This window comes from Halomonas sp. KM007, from assembly GCF_050709225.1.
Classification (GTDB): Bacteria; Pseudomonadota; Gammaproteobacteria; order Pseudomonadales; family Halomonadaceae; genus Vreelandella; species Vreelandella hamiltonii.
This window is the reverse complement of sequence record NZ_CP136131.1, coordinates 307075-323615: the sequence shown is the minus strand read 5'-3', so window position 1 is coordinate 323615 and position 16541 is coordinate 307075. Positions and strand designations below refer to the sequence as shown.

The 16541-nt window shown below is 61.3% G+C and carries 14 protein-coding genes; 11 read left to right on the top strand and 3 right to left on the bottom strand.

Translation table 11 applies throughout. From position 1 onward, the window contains the following. Nucleotides 1-66 precede the first annotated feature (66 nt). Complete coding sequence (locus RVM27_RS01580) at nt 67-987, bottom strand: ketopantoate reductase family protein (protein ID WP_081194046.1); 921 nt, start codon at nt 985-987, stop codon at nt 67-69. A 251-nt stretch (nt 988-1238) separates the two neighbouring features. Here RVM27_RS01580 and RVM27_RS01575 point away from each other — a divergent pair, with 251 nt between their 5' ends. The 9 genes from RVM27_RS01575 to RVM27_RS01535 all read left to right on the top strand — a co-directional run bounded on the left by RVM27_RS01575 (nt 1239) and on the right by RVM27_RS01535 (nt 9693). Beyond that, a complete protein-coding gene (locus RVM27_RS01575; RefSeq protein ID WP_081194262.1) occupies nt 1239-2429 on the top strand; it encodes a GGDEF domain-containing protein in 1191 nt (396 codons plus the stop codon). A 164-nt stretch (nt 2430-2593) separates the two neighbouring features. Then, nucleotides 2594-3181: a D-sedoheptulose-7-phosphate isomerase gene (locus RVM27_RS01570; RefSeq protein ID WP_081194045.1), complete on the top strand. Its 588-nt coding sequence runs from the start codon at nt 2594-2596 to the stop codon at nt 3179-3181. Nucleotides 3182-3519: 338 nt separating this feature from the next. Continuing rightward, entirely contained in the window at nt 3520-4827 is a 1308-nt protein-coding gene (locus RVM27_RS01565; protein ID WP_498941283.1) for a YdgA family protein, read from the top strand. 48 nt (nt 4828-4875) lie between these two features. Next, the gene (locus tag RVM27_RS01560; protein ID WP_039178383.1) at nt 4876-5472 is read left to right on the top strand and encodes a LemA family protein; all 597 of its coding nucleotides are present in this window, start codon (nt 4876-4878) and stop codon (nt 5470-5472) included. A gap of 42 nt (nt 5473-5514) precedes the next feature. Continuing rightward, nucleotides 5515-7491 carry a M48 family metallopeptidase gene (locus tag RVM27_RS01555; protein ID WP_287808387.1) on the top strand — a complete coding sequence of 659 codons (1977 nt, stop codon included), beginning with the start codon at nt 5515-5517 and terminating at the stop codon, nt 7489-7491. Nucleotides 7492-7497: 6 nt separating this feature from the next. Continuing rightward, complete coding sequence (locus RVM27_RS01550; protein ID WP_287808386.1) at nt 7498-7902, top strand: DUF2784 domain-containing protein; 405 nt, start codon at nt 7498-7500, stop codon at nt 7900-7902. A 171-nt stretch (nt 7903-8073) separates the two neighbouring features. Next, complete coding sequence (locus RVM27_RS01545; RefSeq protein ID WP_287808385.1) at nt 8074-8691, top strand: hypothetical protein; 618 nt, start codon at nt 8074-8076, stop codon at nt 8689-8691. Next, complete coding sequence (locus RVM27_RS01540; RefSeq protein ID WP_287808384.1) at nt 8657-9367, top strand: S8 family serine peptidase; 711 nt, start codon at nt 8657-8659, stop codon at nt 9365-9367. The genes RVM27_RS01545 and RVM27_RS01540 overlap by 35 nt, the downstream gene beginning before the upstream one ends. An 86-nt stretch (nt 9368-9453) precedes the next feature. Beyond that, nucleotides 9454-9693: a hypothetical protein gene (locus tag RVM27_RS01535; RefSeq protein WP_498941288.1), complete on the top strand. Its 240-nt coding sequence runs from the start codon at nt 9454-9456 to the stop codon at nt 9691-9693. A 40-nt stretch (nt 9694-9733) separates the two neighbouring features. Here the strand turns inward: RVM27_RS01535 and RVM27_RS01530 are convergent, their stop codons facing one another. After that, nucleotides 9734-11707: a DNA topoisomerase III gene (locus tag RVM27_RS01530; protein WP_287808381.1), complete on the bottom strand. Its 1974-nt coding sequence runs from the start codon at nt 11705-11707 to the stop codon at nt 9734-9736. A gap of 191 nt (nt 11708-11898) precedes the next feature. Here RVM27_RS01530 and RVM27_RS01525 point away from each other — a divergent pair, with 191 nt between their 5' ends. Next, entirely contained in the window at nt 11899-13146 is a 1248-nt protein-coding gene (locus RVM27_RS01525; protein WP_287808379.1) for an ABC1 kinase family protein, read from the top strand. Between the two features lie 99 nt (nt 13147-13245). Next, the gene (locus tag RVM27_RS01520; RefSeq protein ID WP_287808377.1) at nt 13246-15066 is read left to right on the top strand and encodes an SEC-C metal-binding domain-containing protein; all 1821 of its coding nucleotides are present in this window, start codon (nt 13246-13248) and stop codon (nt 15064-15066) included. Here the strand turns inward: RVM27_RS01520 and RVM27_RS01515 are convergent. Then, entirely contained in the window at nt 15063-16430 is a 1368-nt protein-coding gene (locus RVM27_RS01515; protein ID WP_287808376.1) for an AmpG family muropeptide MFS transporter, read from the bottom strand. The two genes, RVM27_RS01520 and RVM27_RS01515, sit on opposite strands and share 4 nt — an antisense overlap. Between the last annotated feature and the right edge of the window lie 111 nt (nt 16431-16541).

Sequence of the window (16541 nt, the reverse complement as noted above, 5' to 3'; positions counted from 1 at the left end):
CACTCACATTGGGTGCGTTTGTGGGAGGACGCTTTAGCGCGCGACGATCAAACCACCCAAACCCAATTAAAACCCCGCCTCCAGCAACACCAGCTCCTGATCCAACCCCTTCAACACCTCACACCCCAGCCCATGCCGCTCCGCGCTCTCAATCAACGGCCCCAAAATAGCGCCGCGTTCGGTAAGCCGCTTCGCCTCCACATCCTGCAACATCGAAGCCTTGTTATTTGCGGTGTTTTCTACCACCTGCCACACCAACGCCAGCCAAGCGGCTTTCCCTTCACCACCGTTTGGCGGTGCAATACCTTCTTTTTCTAGAATCGTCGCCACTTCCTCTACCACAGCTATCACACGCCCTGAGTAGGCATCGCTGCGCAGCGCTCCATTACGTACGCCATGCAGCGCTACCAACGGGTTGATTGCTGCGTTTACCGCTAATTTCTGCCATAGGCGGCTGCGAATATCACCTACCGCCGTGGCGGTAAATCCGGCGTTACTCAGCAGTGCAGCCAGGGTGGTCGCTAATGCTGTGTGCTGATTGTCCAAATCCCCGACAAACGTAGGCCCGCGACCAGCGTGGACGACACTATCATCGCCGGTTACATAAGCGCCTTGCGTGGTCGTCGCGCACAGTACCGGGCCGTGCCATGTTTGGCTGATGCGCGGCTGGGCATAAAAACCGTTTTGCCATAGCACCAGGGGAGTCGAGGAGGGCAGTACGCAGGCGACACTCGCCAGCGCCGCCTCGGCAACCATCGCTTTGGTGGTGATGTGCACGAAAGCTGGCGGTGCCGCCGCACCAGCCGCCAATCGTTCAGCAGTGAACGAAGGCAAGTGTTGCACACGTGTTTCGCCTTCCGGCGTGGTCAGTATTTGCTGCCCAGGCAGTGGGCGGCGGCCAATGACGGCCACCTCAGCAAGCGGTGCCAGTGAATGTGCCAACAAGCGGCCAATGGCCCCGGGGCCAAGAATCCAGTGGGTGGTCATGGTACAAGCCGTCATCGAGGGTGTGCGTCAAGCTTATCGTGTTGAGAGTCAGGTAGCTCGCATAGTGGATGGACGAACGCTGGAAACGTGGAAACCTCGTCTAACCTTATGCGCGGCAAGCAGTGTATCGTAAGCCCAAACCGCAGGCGCAGTAGGGGAGCCTGCATCGTGATTTCGTGAGCCATTTTGGCCGATACATGCACGTATCGGCCCACAATAATATGGCCGCGATACTGAAGGGAGTGGCGGAGTTGGCATTAAAACAACAATATCGCGTACATGAATGGACGGGGCAATTCTGCGACGCCATGCTGGAGCAGGATTATCGTCGCACCATGATGGAGGGGGCACGGCATACGTTTAGCCTCGCTGTCAGTGTGGCGGCGCTGGTATTCGCCATGTTCGCTATTTCTGATTACTTTTTGTTGGGACCCGGTGAGCGGTTCCAAAGAATAATGGCCATGCGTGCGGTGGTGGTCGGGAGCTGTTTGTGGGTGGCATTTTTTGTGAGGCATTGGGGTGGGAATGTCTACCGCCACTGGCTGCATGCGCTGCCATTATGGGTGCTGGCCACTGGCGTCATCCTGATCGTTCCGCTGCGCCCTGAAAGCCTGCCTACTCAAATCACGGCGGTGGTGGTCGCTACCATGGCGTTTTTTCTGTTGATCCCTAATCTGCTCACCGTGGCGCTGCCCGCTAGCCTGTTCTTGAATATTGGATTTCTTTTGGCGGCACTGCAATTTACGGGTATCGATGCCATTGTTGCATTGCGTATTGCGCTGCTATTGATCATGGGCGTCGTGGTGGGGTTCTGCGCCCTGTTGCGCCTGGAGAGCCTACAGCGCAAGCAGTATGCCCTGCTTTGTGAAGAGCGTGGTCAGAACCAGCTACTGCATCAGGAAATAGCTCGCCGAAAAGCATTGGAAGAACAGTTGCGCCACGTGGCCGAGCACGATGCGCTGACGCTACTCAATAACCGTGCGCACTTCATGATGCTGGCCAACAAATCGTTGCAGCGCTGTGGCGTCGAGAAAGCGCCTTTTAGCTTGTTCATGATCGATGTGGACCATTTCAAGCGCATCAACGATACCTGGGGACATCTCTATGGTGACTGGGTGCTGACGCGTATTGCCGAGGTATGCGAGCAGTTGCTGTGGCCGGGTGATGTCATCGGCCGCTTTGGTGGGGAAGAGTTCATCGTCGCTTTGCCCAATACGACTGCCAGCGATGCGCAGCAGGTAGCCGAACGCTTGAAGCAGCGGGTAGCGGAACTGGCCAGTACGGGCGACATGGCATCGCTGCGCCCGAGCGTGACTATTGGTGTAGCCACTGCCCAGGATGGCCATAGTGAACTTGACGACCTGATCCAGCGCGCCGATGAGTTGTTATATGTGGGCAAGCGAGCAGGGCGTGATCGGGTAGTGGTATGTACGGATGGCTGAGGTGATAAGGTAAAATATATTTGATGCTTAAACAACGTCGAGGCGGTGAGTGGCTTGTTGAACTTAAAATGTCATATTAAAAGCATAGGATGGCTCTAGTAATATTGTCTGATGGTCAAGTTTTTGGCTGATTAGATTTCCTAAGTTTTGGTGAGTGATAATAAATGAGCAATTTAATAGTTGAGAGTCTTCATGAAGCGCAACTAGGGCTAACTGCGCTATTAGAAAATGCTGTTGCCCTATCTTCCATTGAGCAGGCTGCCTGCTTGCTGGTAAAAACGTTGAAAGAAAGTGGGCAGGTGTTTAGTTGTGGCAATGGGGGCTCAATGTGTGATGCCATGCACTTTGCCGAAGAGCTTTCAGGGCGTTATCGGCTTGACCGCCGTGCTCTTGCTGCTAGCAGTATTAGCGATGTTGCCCATATTAGCTGCGTTGGAAATGATTATGGCTATGAGTATATTTTTTCACGTTACCTGGAAGGCCATGCCAAAGCAGGGGATTGTCTGTTGGCAATAAGCACCAGTGGGACCAGTCAAAATGTCATAAAGGCCGCCCGTTATGCGAAAGAAAATGGCGTAAATGTGATTGCGTTGTGCGGTAAAGAAGGCTCCCCTTTGGAACGTGTTTCGGATGTGACTATTTGTACACCTGCAGGTTCATATGCGGATAGAGTGCAAGAACTGCACATTAAAGTTATTCATATATTGATAGAGCAGGTGGAGCGAGAGCTTTTTCCAGAGAATTATCTGTAAAGCCGTATTTCAGTTACATAAGTTGTTATGAACAAGCCAGCAATGCTGAATTCGAAGATTCGTTTAGAATACAGGCGAATGGCCTAACGTGCGCTAGCGTGTTTGTAGAAAATGGAAGGTGTTCCAAGCGCTCACCGTCTGCAACTGGATGTTACTTCAGGTATGCATATGCTGTGCGTTGCGGCATCGAATTAATACGGGAGATGTCTTGCAGGGTCTGTAACGACGCGAACCCCTGAAAGGCGCTGAATCGGCGTTTCTTTTTGAAACGAATCTGGCATCATTGATAATTATTCTTATGTTGATGTTGGCAACATATTCTATCGAGAGGGCTAGGCATGGCGTTGAGTACAAAGGGATGGGTCGCGACGGCAGCAGGCGTAGTGGTGGTTGGCGCTGGTGGGTATGTCGCAGCTCAGGCGATGGTGGGCAATCAGGTGGAGCAGGCGCTGGTCGATAGCTTCGCTGAGCTGGATCGGTCGGTCTCCTACGAGGTGCATGATGTGCAGATCGACAAGGGCCTCTTCGATACCCGAGCCACGGCCACGATCGCCATGCGCGGGTTCGAAGACGCCACGGCGGACGTCAACCTGTTCGTCAAGCACGGGGCGCTGAGCGCCGATATTACCGGCGATATCGTGCCCAATCAGGCGCTGGTGCAGGGCATCATCGATATCGACCTCAAGGCAACACGTTCCGCCATCGCAGGGCAACTGAGCGCCGCCGAGCTGGATGGCGTGGCGCTGGACGTACTGATCGACCAGCTGGTGGTGGCGCTCGATCGAGGTGCCGACGGGCATTGGCACCTGGATACCCGGGCTCAGGAGATCACCTACCATGGCGACAATGAAACCGTGCGCATGGCGACGCCACGGCTGATCCTGAACACTCGTCATCACGAAGGCGAACCCGTGCTGTTGCAGAGTCTCGACATACCGCGCACGGAAATATTCGTGGAAGGCGTGCGGGTCTACCTGGAGGGTATGGAGTCGGAGAGCGAGTCACGAGGGGAGACCATCGTCCACCAGAGCGGCCATTTCCGGATTGCCGAGATGGGCGTGGACGATACGTCCTTTGGTAGCCTGGCCTTCGAGGTGAGTGCCGACAACTGGGACCTGGAGGCGCTGCAAGCCTTTCAGGAAGCCTATGCGCCGCTCATGGCCATGCACCTGGACGCCGAAGAACGCGGCGTACCGGTGGGCGCCGAGCAAGAGCGTTTGCTGATGGCCGAGGCTCTGGAAAGCAGCTACGCCATGCTGGTTGCCAGCCCCACCATGGCCATCGACCCCCTGCAGGCCCATATCGTACTGCCCGACCTGGGCATCGACTTCAAGCCTCGCTTCACCACACACATGGCCTTCGACGGTCAGGACCTCGCCAAAGGAGCGCTCTACGGAGCCTTCTGGCCGGTTGGGCAGCCGTTACCCGAGGGCCTGATGAGCGAAGAGCAGATGATGAGCCCCTTCGAGGCTCAGGAGTATCTCAGCCGTCGCCTGAGCCTGGCGTTGACCGTAACCACACCTCCCGATCTGGTATTGGGCTTTATTCCGATGCCGTTTGCCGCCATGCTGGATAGCGAGGCGGAAGAGCAGGAAGTGCTTTGGCAAGAAGGAAGCCTGATGATCAATGGTCAGCCGATCATGTAATGGGGCACACCCGCTCTCCATGAATCTGGGTCTACGGAAGGAAATATCATGATGCTGACTGTGGTTATCGTGCTGGTGGTGGTGGCTCTGATCGCCGTCTATATGGTGTCGGTGTACAACCGACTGGTGTCGCTGCGCAACCGCTTTCAAAACAGCTTTGCGCAAATCGAGGTGCAGCTGAAGCGGCGTCACGACTTGATTCCCAACCTGGTGGAAACCGCCAAGGGCTACCTCAATCATGAGCGGGAAACGCTACAGGCGGTGATCGAAGCGCGTAACACCGCCGCCGCTGGCCTGAAAGCCGCCGCGGCCAACCCCGGCAGTGCCGAGGCCATTGCGCAGCTGGGAGGTGCAGAGGGCGCGTTGACTCAGGCCATGGGGCGGCTGAACGTGGTCATGGAGGCCTACCCGGACCTGAAAGCTTCGCAGAACATGCAGCAGCTGTCGGAAGAGCTGACCAGCACCGAAAACAAGGTGGCGTTTGCCCGTCAGGCGTTCAACGACGCGGTGATGCACTACAACACCTATCGCCAGAGTTTCCCGCCGATTGCCGTGGCGGGCATGCTGGGGCATGGGCAGGATGCCACGCTGCTGACCTTCGAAGACAGCGCCCAACTGCAAACGGCGCCGAGCGTCTCGTTCTAGACGTGATGCCCAGGCCCGGGTGACCACAGGGAGGCCAATGCCATGGATTTCTTTACCGCACAAGACCACGCCAGGCGCAATACGGGGCGTTGGGTGGTGCTGTTGCTCCTCGCCATCGTCTCGTTGATCGGCGTGACCACGCTAGTGGTGGCCATTGCGCTGTACATGATGGGCGCCAGCGGCAGTCAGGCTCAGTCGGTCGAGCAGGGGGTGTTGACCATGCTCTCCTGGGAGCTGCTGGTGGCGGTGGCTGTCGGCGTGCTGGCGCTGGTGGGGTTCGGGGGGCTGTACAAGCAGCGCCAGCTGCGTCGAGGCGGCCGTGTGGTGGCGGAAGCGCTGGGCGGCCGTCTGATCAACCTCGACACGCGCGATCACGACGAGCGGCGGATCCTGAATGTAGTCGAGGAGATGGCCATTGCCTCCGGGACGCCGGTGCCTGCGGTATACGTGCTGGAAGAGGAGGGGATCAACGCCTTTGCGGCCGGTTATCAGCCTGCCGATGCGGTGGTGGGCATTACCCGAGGTGCCATTCGGCAGCTCACCCGCGATGAGCTGCAGGGGGTGGTCGCCCATGAGTTCAGCCATATTCTGCACGGCGATATGCGTCTGAACATCCGGCTGGTAAGCCTGCTGCATGGCGTGCTGCTGATTGGTCTGGCAGGCGGCATGATGTTGCGCAGCTTGCGCTTTCGAAGAGTCAGCAACAACAAGCGCGACAACTCGGCGGCGATAGTGCTGGGCCTTGGGTTGGCGCTCACGTTGATCGGCTACGCGGGCACTTTCTTTGGCGGGCTGATCAAATCGGCGGTGAGCCGTCAGCGGGAGTATCTGGCCGATGCGGCAGCCGTGCAGTACACCCGCAACCCACAGGGGATAGGCGGCGCGCTGGTGAAAGTGGGTGCCCATGCCAAGGGCTCGCACCTCTTGGCGCCCCAGGCTGCCGAATTCAGCCACCTGTTTTTCAGTCAAGGAGTGTCGTCGGGGCTAAGCCAGCTCATGGCGACGCATCCGCCGCTCAAGTCGCGCATTCAGCGCGTTCTGCCCGACTGGCACGGTCGTTTCGAAGCCTTGCAGCCAGCGCCTTCGGAGCAAGAGCCCGACACCCCTGGTGCCGAGGCAGACAAACGCCCCCAGAACCACCGGATGGGCGGGATGCCCACGTCTCCCGAGGCGCTGTTCAGTATGGCGGCCATGCAGGTGGCGCTGGGGGCCATGGGGCAGCCCGATCCACGCCACTTGCAAAAGGCCCGCGACGTGATCGATGCCTTGCCCGCCACCCTGGTAGAGGCCGCCCATGACCCCTACAGTGCCAGGGCGCTGATCTACGCCATGCTGCTGAGCAACGATGATGCCGAACGCACACAGCAGTTGGCGGCGCTGGAGGCCGTGGCGCTGCCGGATGTGTTCGCCGCGCTGCACGCCCTGAAGGAGCAGGTGGCTCGGCTCGACGTACAGCTACGCCTGCCGCTGATCGAACTTGCCCTGCCTGCGCTCACCTCGCTTTCTACACAGCAGGCCCAGCACTTCAGGCTCTGCCTGGAGCGTTTGATCCATAGCGACGGCAAGGTCAGTCTGTTCGAGTGGACGCTCTACCAGCTGCTGCTGAGCCATCTGAGCGAGCGTCACGGCGGCGCCGAAACCCTGACGCTGGAACAGACCCAGGCCGAATGTCAGCGCCTGTTGGGCGTGTTGGCTGAGGCGGGAGTGGCGCCAGGGCAGGCGGGTGACGAGGCCGTGGCTGCCGCGCTGCGGGCTGCCCAGGCCTCGCTGCCCTTTACGTTGTCTTCCCTGCAAGACGCCGATGACATGCAGGCGCTCAGCCTGGCCGTAGAGCGCTTGCGCCGCTTGAAACCGCTGCATAAAGCCCGCTTGCTGAACGCCATGACCCGCTGTGTAGAACACAGCGGCGTGATTCGCGCCGCCGAGGCAGAGCTGTTCCGCGCGGTGGCCGATATGCTCGGCTGCCCAGTGCCGCCGCTGTTGGAAGAGCCCGACAGCGATACTCACTCCATGGGGTGAACGCCCATGCCCTCATCGCTCCTGCTGTTACTGGCCGATGCCGTGCTGCTGTTGCATGTGCTGTTCGTGGCCTTCGTGGTGCTGGGGCTACTGGCTATCTACCTGGGCGGCCTGCTGGGCTGGCACTGGGTACGCCACCGCTGGTTTCGGCTTGTTCATCTAGGCGCCATTGGTTATGTGGTCGTGCAAGCGTGGCTAGGAGCCGTCTGCCCGCTCACCACCCTGGAAATGGCGCTGCGTGCCGAAGCCGGTTCAGCCACTTACGCCGGTTCCTTCATTCAACACTGGCTCCAGCGGCTGCTCTACTACACGGCACCGGAGTGGGTGTTCGTGGCGGTATATACTCTGTTCGGTAGCCTGGTGCTGGCCAGCTGGTGGGTGGTGCGGCCCGTTGCCCGCCAGCGGGGCTGAGGTTTGCAGGGGCCTGCCCTAGCCCGTAATGCGTTGCAATCGTGCTGGCGGGGAACGCGAGGTGCGTTAGGCTGAGGGGTACGTACGCCGTTTCGCCAAAGGGCCTGCCAGGGCAGGCGTCTGCTGGAGAAAGGGCGATCATGCAGAGTGCCAAGCGTAAAGAGGTGCAGGATGACCAAACGACCAAATGGACAGGGTGACGCTTCGATAGCCACCGTTTCGTGCAAGACCGAGCTGCTGCTGGCGGCGTTGGAGCGGGGCGGCAGCTGCCTGGAAACAGGGCGCTACTTGATCAGCTATCGAGACGGCCAAGTGGAAGAGGGCATCAAGGCGCTGCAAGCCCTTAACTTCCGTATTGCCGACGCGCGCGATTTCAGCGAGCAAGCGGTCAGCCTGGACGAAACCGGTGACGCCGAGGCGCTGGTATTTCCAGAGCTGGCCGTAGCCCTGGTGGGGGGCGATGCCTTGCAGCACCATGGCATGGACGTACTGGACAAGCTCGCGGTGAATAGCCCCATCGAGATCATCGAGCCCGAATATTTTGCCTTTTTGGAAAACTCGGAGTACTTGCGCGGTTTTCTGCGTGCCGCGACCACCATTGCCCGTGACATGGGGGTGGAGCTGGAGATGGAAAATGCCGTCGAAAAGCCAGAACAAGAGGGCCGCACCACCACCTGGGGGGTTGGCCCGTTGCCGAGTACCCGCCAGCCAATGGAGTGGGGCAGGTATCAAGGTCGCCGTGCTGGATACCGGGATGGACCTTGGCCACCCGGAGTTTGCGGGCCGTGAATTTGTCTCGCGCAGCTTTGTCGGCGAGCCGGTGCAGGACCTCAATGGGCATGGTACACACTGTATTGGAACCGCCTGCGGCCCGACGTCTCCCTGCGGTGATACCCCCCGTTACGGGGTTGCCTTCGATGCCCAGGTACTGGTGGGTAAAGTGTTGACCAACTCGGGCAGCAGTACGGGCGCAGGCGTGTTGGCAGGTTTGAACTGGGCGATTGCCAATCGCTGTGAAGTGATCTCCATGTCACTGGGCAGCCAGAGCCCGGTACAGGCCGCCTACACCCATGCCGGTGCGGCAGCGCTACGCAACGACTGCCTGGTGATGGCAGCGGCGGGCAATTCAACCCTGCCCACCGGCGCCCCGGCGAACTCGCCCACGGTGATGTCGGTGGCTTCCCTGGACCCCAACCTGTCGGTGTCCAGCTTCTCCAATCATGGCAAGATCGAGCTGGCTGCCCCCGGGCGCGACGTGTTGTCTGCCTGGCCTCGGCCGACCTGTCACAAGGCCATCAGCGGTACCAGCATGGCGACTCCGCACGTGGCGGGGTGTGCGGCCCTTTGGGCCCAGTCGGATGCTTCATTGCGAGGCCGAAAACTGTGGGATCAGTTAATAGCCTCTGCCCGGCCTTTGCCGCTATCGCAAGAGCAGGTAGGCGCGGGGCTGGTACAAGCCCCTTAGGCGGCGTGGTGCGCTGGCGGTCTTCTCCGGCCGTCCAGCGCATGCCCATCAACACGTGTGGCATTGATTTTCGGGAGATACCTTCAATGGCAACGGTAACGCTTTGGCTGATCACGATCTCCAGCGATCAGCCCATCCATGACATCGCCACGCGTCTCAGCGCCGAAGGGCTTACCGTCCGCGAGGTGCTGGAGGAGATCGGCTGTATTACCGGCGCCGCCGATGACGCTACCGTACAGCGGCTCAAGCGCGTGCAAGGCGTGGTAGACATCGCCCCGGATACGCCGATGGATGTGGGGCCACCAGGTACGGATGAGACGTGGTGATCATGGCTTTTTGCGAGCTCATCAATCGAATGTTGCCGATTTAGTCAGTCCGCCTTGAGCGCACTCGCTTCCCCGCCGTGCTACTGCGGCTCCCCGTACTTTTCTTGCTGCCCGTCTTGCTGCCGGTACTCTTGCGCCGTGCGTAGCTCTTTTTGCTGGTTCCGCTGCGTTTGGCGGGGCCTGCGGCTTCGCCTTGGGCGGTTTGCAGGCTGTGGCGCAGTTTGCTGGCATCGCTTTGGCGCAGCAGGGTGTGCAAGTCTTCCAGCAGGGCGTGTTGGAAGGCGTTGGGGTCGTCCTGGCGTTCGGAGATCGCGCGCAGGCGCTGCTCCCAGAGAGCGGTGCGTTCGGGAGTGCTGACGGCGCTGGGCAGGGCGGCGATGAGGGCGACGCCAAGCTGTGAGGCGCGCAGGGCTTTTTGCTGGCGTACCAGGTAGCCGCGCTGCACCAGGGTTTCGATGATGCCGGCTCGGGTGGCTTCGGTGCCCAGGCCGTCGGTGTCGCGCAGGGTGCGGCGCACTTCCGGGTCGTCCACGTAGCGGCCAATGTTCATCATTGCCTTGATCAGGCTGGCGTCGGTGAAGGGTTCTGGCGGTCGGGTCTCTTTCTCTTCCACACCTGCACCGAGGGCCTGACAGGCCTCGCCTTGGGTCAGTGGTGGTAGCGGCGGGGCCTCTTCTCGGGTGGTGAACAGCGGTTTCCAGCCGGGGTCGAGAATGCTCTGTCCCCGCGCGCGGAAGGCTTCGTTCAACAGGGTGAACTCGGCTTTGACCTCGAAGGTGCGCAGCGGGCGATAGAACTGTGCCATGACGTTGCGCACGATCAGTCGAAACACATGCCCTTCGGTGGCGGAAAGCTGGCTGAAATCGGCGGGCTTGCCGGTGGGGGCCAGGGCGTGGTGCGCCCCTACCTGTTTGTCATTCCAAGCTTTTGAACGCAGGGTAAAGTCGGCTCCCTGGAGCCACCCGCGCAGGGTGTCGTCGTGCTGGCAGGCGCTGGTCAGGGTTTGTCTGGCCAGCGGCAAATGCTCCTCGGGCAGGTAGCGGCAGTCGGAGCGGGGGTAGGTAATCAGCTTGTGCTGCTCATACAACCGCTGGCAAATATCCAGCACCATCTGTGCAGAGAGGCCATGACGACGGGCGGCATCTACTTGCAGCGCAGAGAGCGAGTAGGGCAGCGGCGAGGCCTGGCGCTTCTCCTGCTGGTCTAATGTGGTGAGCGTGCCGCGTGCGCCGGGCAGTTGAGCGGCCAAGGCATCGGCGGGGGTGCGGTCAATCAAGCGCCCTTGTTCATCCAGGGGCTGGTGCTCTTTGGGTGCCCACCAGGCGCGCAGCTGGCCCTGGGCCACCTGAAGGTCCACCCACAGCGGGTAAAAGGGGTGGGGCACAAAATCACGAATGGCGTTGTCGCGCCGCACGATGAGCCCGAGTACCGGGGTTTGCACACGGCCCACGGAAAGCACGCCGTCGTGGCCTGCCTGGCGGCCGGTGAGGGTCCAGGCGCGGGTCAGGTTGATGCCGTACAGCCAGTCGGCGCGAGCGCGTGCCTGGGCCGCTTCGAACAGCGGCTGGAACTCGCTGTTCGGCCGCAGGCTGGCCAGGGCGCGGCTGACGGCGGGTCGGTTGAGGTCACTGACCAGCAGCCGCTGTACCGGGCCACGATATTTCAGGTGTTCGATCACTTCCTGTACCAGCAGTTGGCCTTCGCGGTCCGGGTCGCCCGCGTGCACCACGCTGGTGGCTTGCTTGATCAGTTTGCGAATCACCGCCAGCTGGCCACGTGCCTTGGGGCGCGGAGCCAGCTGCCACTGCCGGGGCACGATGGGCAGCCTGTCCAACCGCCACTGCTTGTCGGCCGGGTCGTAGGCCTCCGGTGGGGCTTGCTCCAGCAGGTGGCCCAGGCACCAGGTCACGATGGTATCGCCGCATACAATCGCTCCGTCCTGGCGTTGGCCGCCGGGCAGGGCATCGGCAATGGCCCGCGCCAGGCTGGGTTTCTCGGCGATAATCAAGCGCATGGGGTGTGATCCTGGAGGCAGTGAAGAACGAAAGGGCATGGTAGCAGAAGTGGCCAACGGGTTAGAGTCCTGATACATGAAAATGTATACAGGTGTCGCGGACATGCGACGATGATTTTTTGCGTATAGTTTTTGTATAAAATTAGCTGATTGAGTAAGCTGGCTCAAAAGCATCCGAAAAGGCGATCTCCATGCGCGAACGCGGCAGAACACGACGTTTACTGGGGCTGGGTGCCCGCACCGGCGGTGCCCTGCTGAAGACTCGGCTGGGCGGCCAGGCAGATTGGCAGGCACTGGGCGAAGCGCTGTTCGAGGGGCTTTCCGAGTTGAAAGGCCCGGCCATGAAGCTGGCGCAGATCATGTCGCAGTGGGACGATTTGTTGCCGCCAGAGCTGGCCAACGAGCTGGCGCGCCTGCAGCGTCAGGCAGAGCCGATGCCGTGGCCCAAAATTCGCGAGGCGTTGGTGTTGCAGTACGGCGATATCGACAAGCACTTTCAAAGCATCGAAGAACGCCCGTTCGCCAGCGCCTCCATGGGCCAGGTGCACAAGGCCGTGACCCATGACGGTGAAACCGTGGTGCTCAAGGTGCAGTACCCCGGGCTTGCCGAGGTGCTGGAAAGCGACCTGAAGCAGGTCAAGCGGATCATGGCCCTGGGCCGCTGGTTCAAGGTGCCCCAGGCACGGCTGGATGCGCTGTTCGAGGAGTTGGCGGCAGGCCTGCGTGACGAGCTGGATTATCACGCCGAGGCCCAGGCGCTGGCGCGCTATCGCGAGCGCTACCTGAGCAACCCGGCGCTGGTGATCCCCGAGCCGTTGTTCGAGCTTTCCGGGCAGCATGTGCTGGCCATGCGCTACGTGGGCGGAACGCCGCTGCGTGAGCTGGAGAGCGTCGACGATGCTACCCGCCAGCAGATAGCCGTGGCGCTGGCCGACTGGATCACCGAAGAGCTGTTCACCTACCGCGAGCTGCATGCCGACCCCCACGCAGGCAACTTTGCCTGCGACGAGCAGGGCAGGCTGGTGATTTATGATCTGGGCGCCGTGATCCCGGTGCCGGAAGCGCGCCTGAAAGCCATGATGCAGCTTCTGGATGCCACCCTGGCACAGGACCCCATGGCCATGGACGATGCGCTGATGAAGATGGGCGGACGCCAGGGGCAGGGCGCTCCGCTGGCGCTCTACAAGGAGTCGGCAGAGTGCATCACGCCGCTGTTTGCGCCCGGCCAGCAGGACTTCAGCGATGTGCGTGTACACCGCCGACTGCGTGAGCTGACGCCCAAGGTATGGGCAGCCATGGACCGGCTGCAACCGCCAGCGGATACGTTGCTGCTTTCCCGAGCCCTGAACGGCCATTACTGGAATCTGGTAAGGCTGAAGGCGCGCCTCGACATGCATGAGCGCACGCAGCCACTGTTGGCCTGGGCGCGCACGCCCTGAGGGGGCATTCTCCCTGAGCGATTGTCGCTGCGGCAGCGTGGTCAGCCATGCTAGACTACGGCGCTTTGAAAACGCGTATTGAAGACAGTGGAGACGGCAATGCTGGCGGTATGGGTCGATCAACTGCTGGGATTTGCCTCTGGGGCACTCTCGGCCATCAGGCAGCAGGAGCACTACCCGGATTTCATGACCTGGGTGCGTGCCGAAGGCGCTGCATCCTTCAACGATAACGTGGCGACTGCGCAGGCGCTGGCGCCCATTTTATGGTCGCAGACGCCGCTGGAGCGGCTGAATTTCGCCAGCGAGCCGCTGGCCACCCCCGGGCGCAACGAGCCCTGCTGGTGTGATTCGGGCCGCAAGTACAAGCAGTGCTGCTACCGGGTCAGCTTCCCTACCGACATTCCCGAGCAGATGATGTGGATGCTCTCGCTGCGCGAGTGGAAAGGCGCCACCCTCAAGGCTGCCCTGGAGAGCCAGCAGGCACCGCCCCAGGCGCTGCTGGAAGCCGGGCTGATCGCGGCAGAAAGTGGCCAGACCGGCCGCGCCATGCAGATACTGGAGTCGCTGTTCGATGGCAGCGACTGGTCGCGGCTGCCCGAACAGGCCGAGCCCGCCTTCGAAATTCTGCTCGATATCTACCAGGAGCGCGGGTTCACCCGCAAACGCGCCGACCTGCTGGACGAAGTGATGGAGCGGGGGCCGCTGTTCTTGCGCGGCGTGGCCCTCGAGCGGCTATGCCTCATGCACCTGGATAACGACGATCTCGACAGCGCTCGCGGGGCCTTTGTCAAAGCCCAGCAGGCGCTGCCCGACTCGCCGACGCTGGCCTATATCGAAGCCATGCTGCTGCTCCACGAAGGCCATGAGCAAGAGGCCAAGGAACGAGCCGATTTCTGGTATCGTCGCCTGGCACGCCAGGGCGGGCTGGATGACGAGCAGCTCGATTTTCTCGCCGCCCTGGCCGATAACCCTGGGGCCACCCTGGCCGACCAGCTATTGAGCGCCGAAGAGGACATGGCCACGCCGCTGGTGGCCCTGCAGGCGCTGCTGGCTGCGCTGCCCACCGCGCCGCTGTTGACCCTTACCCGTGACGATGAGCGGGGTCGTTTGCTGTACACCACCACCGCCCGTGAAGAGACGCTGTTTGCCGCCTGGCATGAGCAGTTCCAGGTGCTGGTGGACGAAGAGGTGGCGCTGGGTTTTCGGGAAGACCCCTGGGTCAACGCCATCGACTGGATGTCCGAGCTGTGCGCCCACCCCGAGTGGCTGGATGCCCCTCAGGTCGTGCAGGATTTGACGCTGGCGCTGACCAGCCGCTTTGGCAGCCTGCCGTGGATGGCACCCAGCCTGCTGGAGCCTCTGGCGCTGCGCCTCTCGCGCTGGCTGGAGCAGGCTCGGGCCGCTGGTGAAGGCAGCCTGTGCTGGGACGATGCTGACAATGCCATGCTGCTGCGCACCGGCTTGGCGCTGGTAGTGGGCATGGAGCGGGGCGCGCGCCAGCACTCTCGTGAGCTGGCCGAAGAGCTGCTGGCCATCGACCAGGAGGATAGCCTTGGGCTGCGTGAACTGGTGCTGGACCAGTTGCTGCGCGATGACCGCAACGAGGAGGCTCTGGCGTTGACCAACGAGCCGCAAAAGGACGACGGCTCGCTGGTGCTGGGACTCTTGATGGGACGCACACTGGCGCTTTATCGCCTGGGCCAACAGGAAGCCGCAGAAGCGGCGCTGGCCGATGTGATGGCCCACAGCCGCTATGCGCTGGAATTGATCTGCGCGGAAAACCCGCGCCCCTCCATGCCCCATCCGGATGGCCAGGTAGACCCAGGCTCCCGTGCGGAAGCCTGGCAGTACCGCACCCTGATGCGTGACCAGTGGCGCACCACGCCAGGCGCACTGGCCTGGCTGGAGCGCCACCGCTAGCGGGAAGCGATATTGGGCGTGGGCACCAGCTGCTTGTCGCGGCTGATCCAGATGGCCAGCAGGATGGCGGGCAGGCCCAGCAGGGTGGCAACCACGAAGAAGGTGGCGTAGCCCTGCGCCGTGACCACCAGACCGCCAAAGCCGCTCAGGAATTTGCCTGGCAGCGTCATCAAGGATGAGAACAGCGCATACTGGGTGGCGGTATAGGCCCGTGAGGTGAGGCTGGAAAGAAACGCAATGAACACTGCGCTGGCCAGGCCATTGGCCAAGTTGTCACCAATAATGGTGATGACCAGCATCGGCACCTGGTTACCGATCAACGCCAGCACGGCAAACAGCAGGTTGGTCAGCGTGGCGGCCGCCGCGCCGAGAATCAGCACTGGGCCAATGCCGTAGCGGGCCACCAGTAACCCTCCCAGCAAACCACCGGTAATGCTCATGGCGATGCCGAAAATGTTGGTGACGCTGGCGATGGTGCCCAGTGAGAACCCGAGGTCGATGTACAGCGGGTTGGCCATGGAGCCCATGGCCAAATCACTGATCCGAAACATGCCAATGAACACCAGAATACCCAGTGCCTTCACCCCGTAGCGGCGAAAGAAATCGGTGAACGGACAGACGATGGCCCCAATCGCCCAGGCGGTGATGCGCCGAAACGTTCTGGGTTGGCCGCGGCTGGCGCGGAGGAAGGCGCGCACCCTGGGCTCATGGATCAGCTGCACGCTCAGTGATGCGCGCAGGGGCTCTGGGCGAATCAATACCGTCAGCACCCCGATCCCCACCAGCGCCGCCATGCTCAGGTAGGCGGCGCTCCAGGAAAAGGCCGACGCCACGTAAAGCGCGCCGGCCCCCGCCGCGATGAGTCCCCCGCGATAGCCAATGATATAGGTCGAGGCCATGGCCGCCTGAAGGTCGTCGTTGGCCGATTCGATCCGGTAAGCATCGATAGCGATGTCCTGAGTGGCCGAGCCAAACGCCACCAGCAGCGCAAAGGCCGCTACCCAGCCCAGGTTGTTTACTGGGTCGAGCCCGGCCAGCCCCACCAGCCCTGCGGCAATCATCCCCTGTGCCAGCAGCATCCAGCCTCTACGCTGCCCGAAGGTGCGGGTCAATAGCGGCAGGGCCAGCCGGTCGACCACCGGCGCCCAGAAGAACTTGATGGAGTAGAGCATGCCGATCCAGGCGAAGAAGCCAATGGCGGCGACTTCCACGCCATCGCTGCGTAGCCACGCCGAGAGAGTCGAAAATACCAGCAAAAAGGGCAGGCCAGCGGAAAAACCAAGAAACAGCATGGTGATGACCGGCGCCTTGAGATAAATGGCAAGTGCCGCCAGCCAGCTACGCTGGGGGGTAGGGGTGGGCATGGGGTGTTTCGCTCCAAAAGAAAACCAGGCCGCAAGGCCCGCTAAAAACCGGTCGGTGGTAAACTGGGCCCGACATCCTATCAAGCCGACAGCTTACCGGAGAGGAGTTTT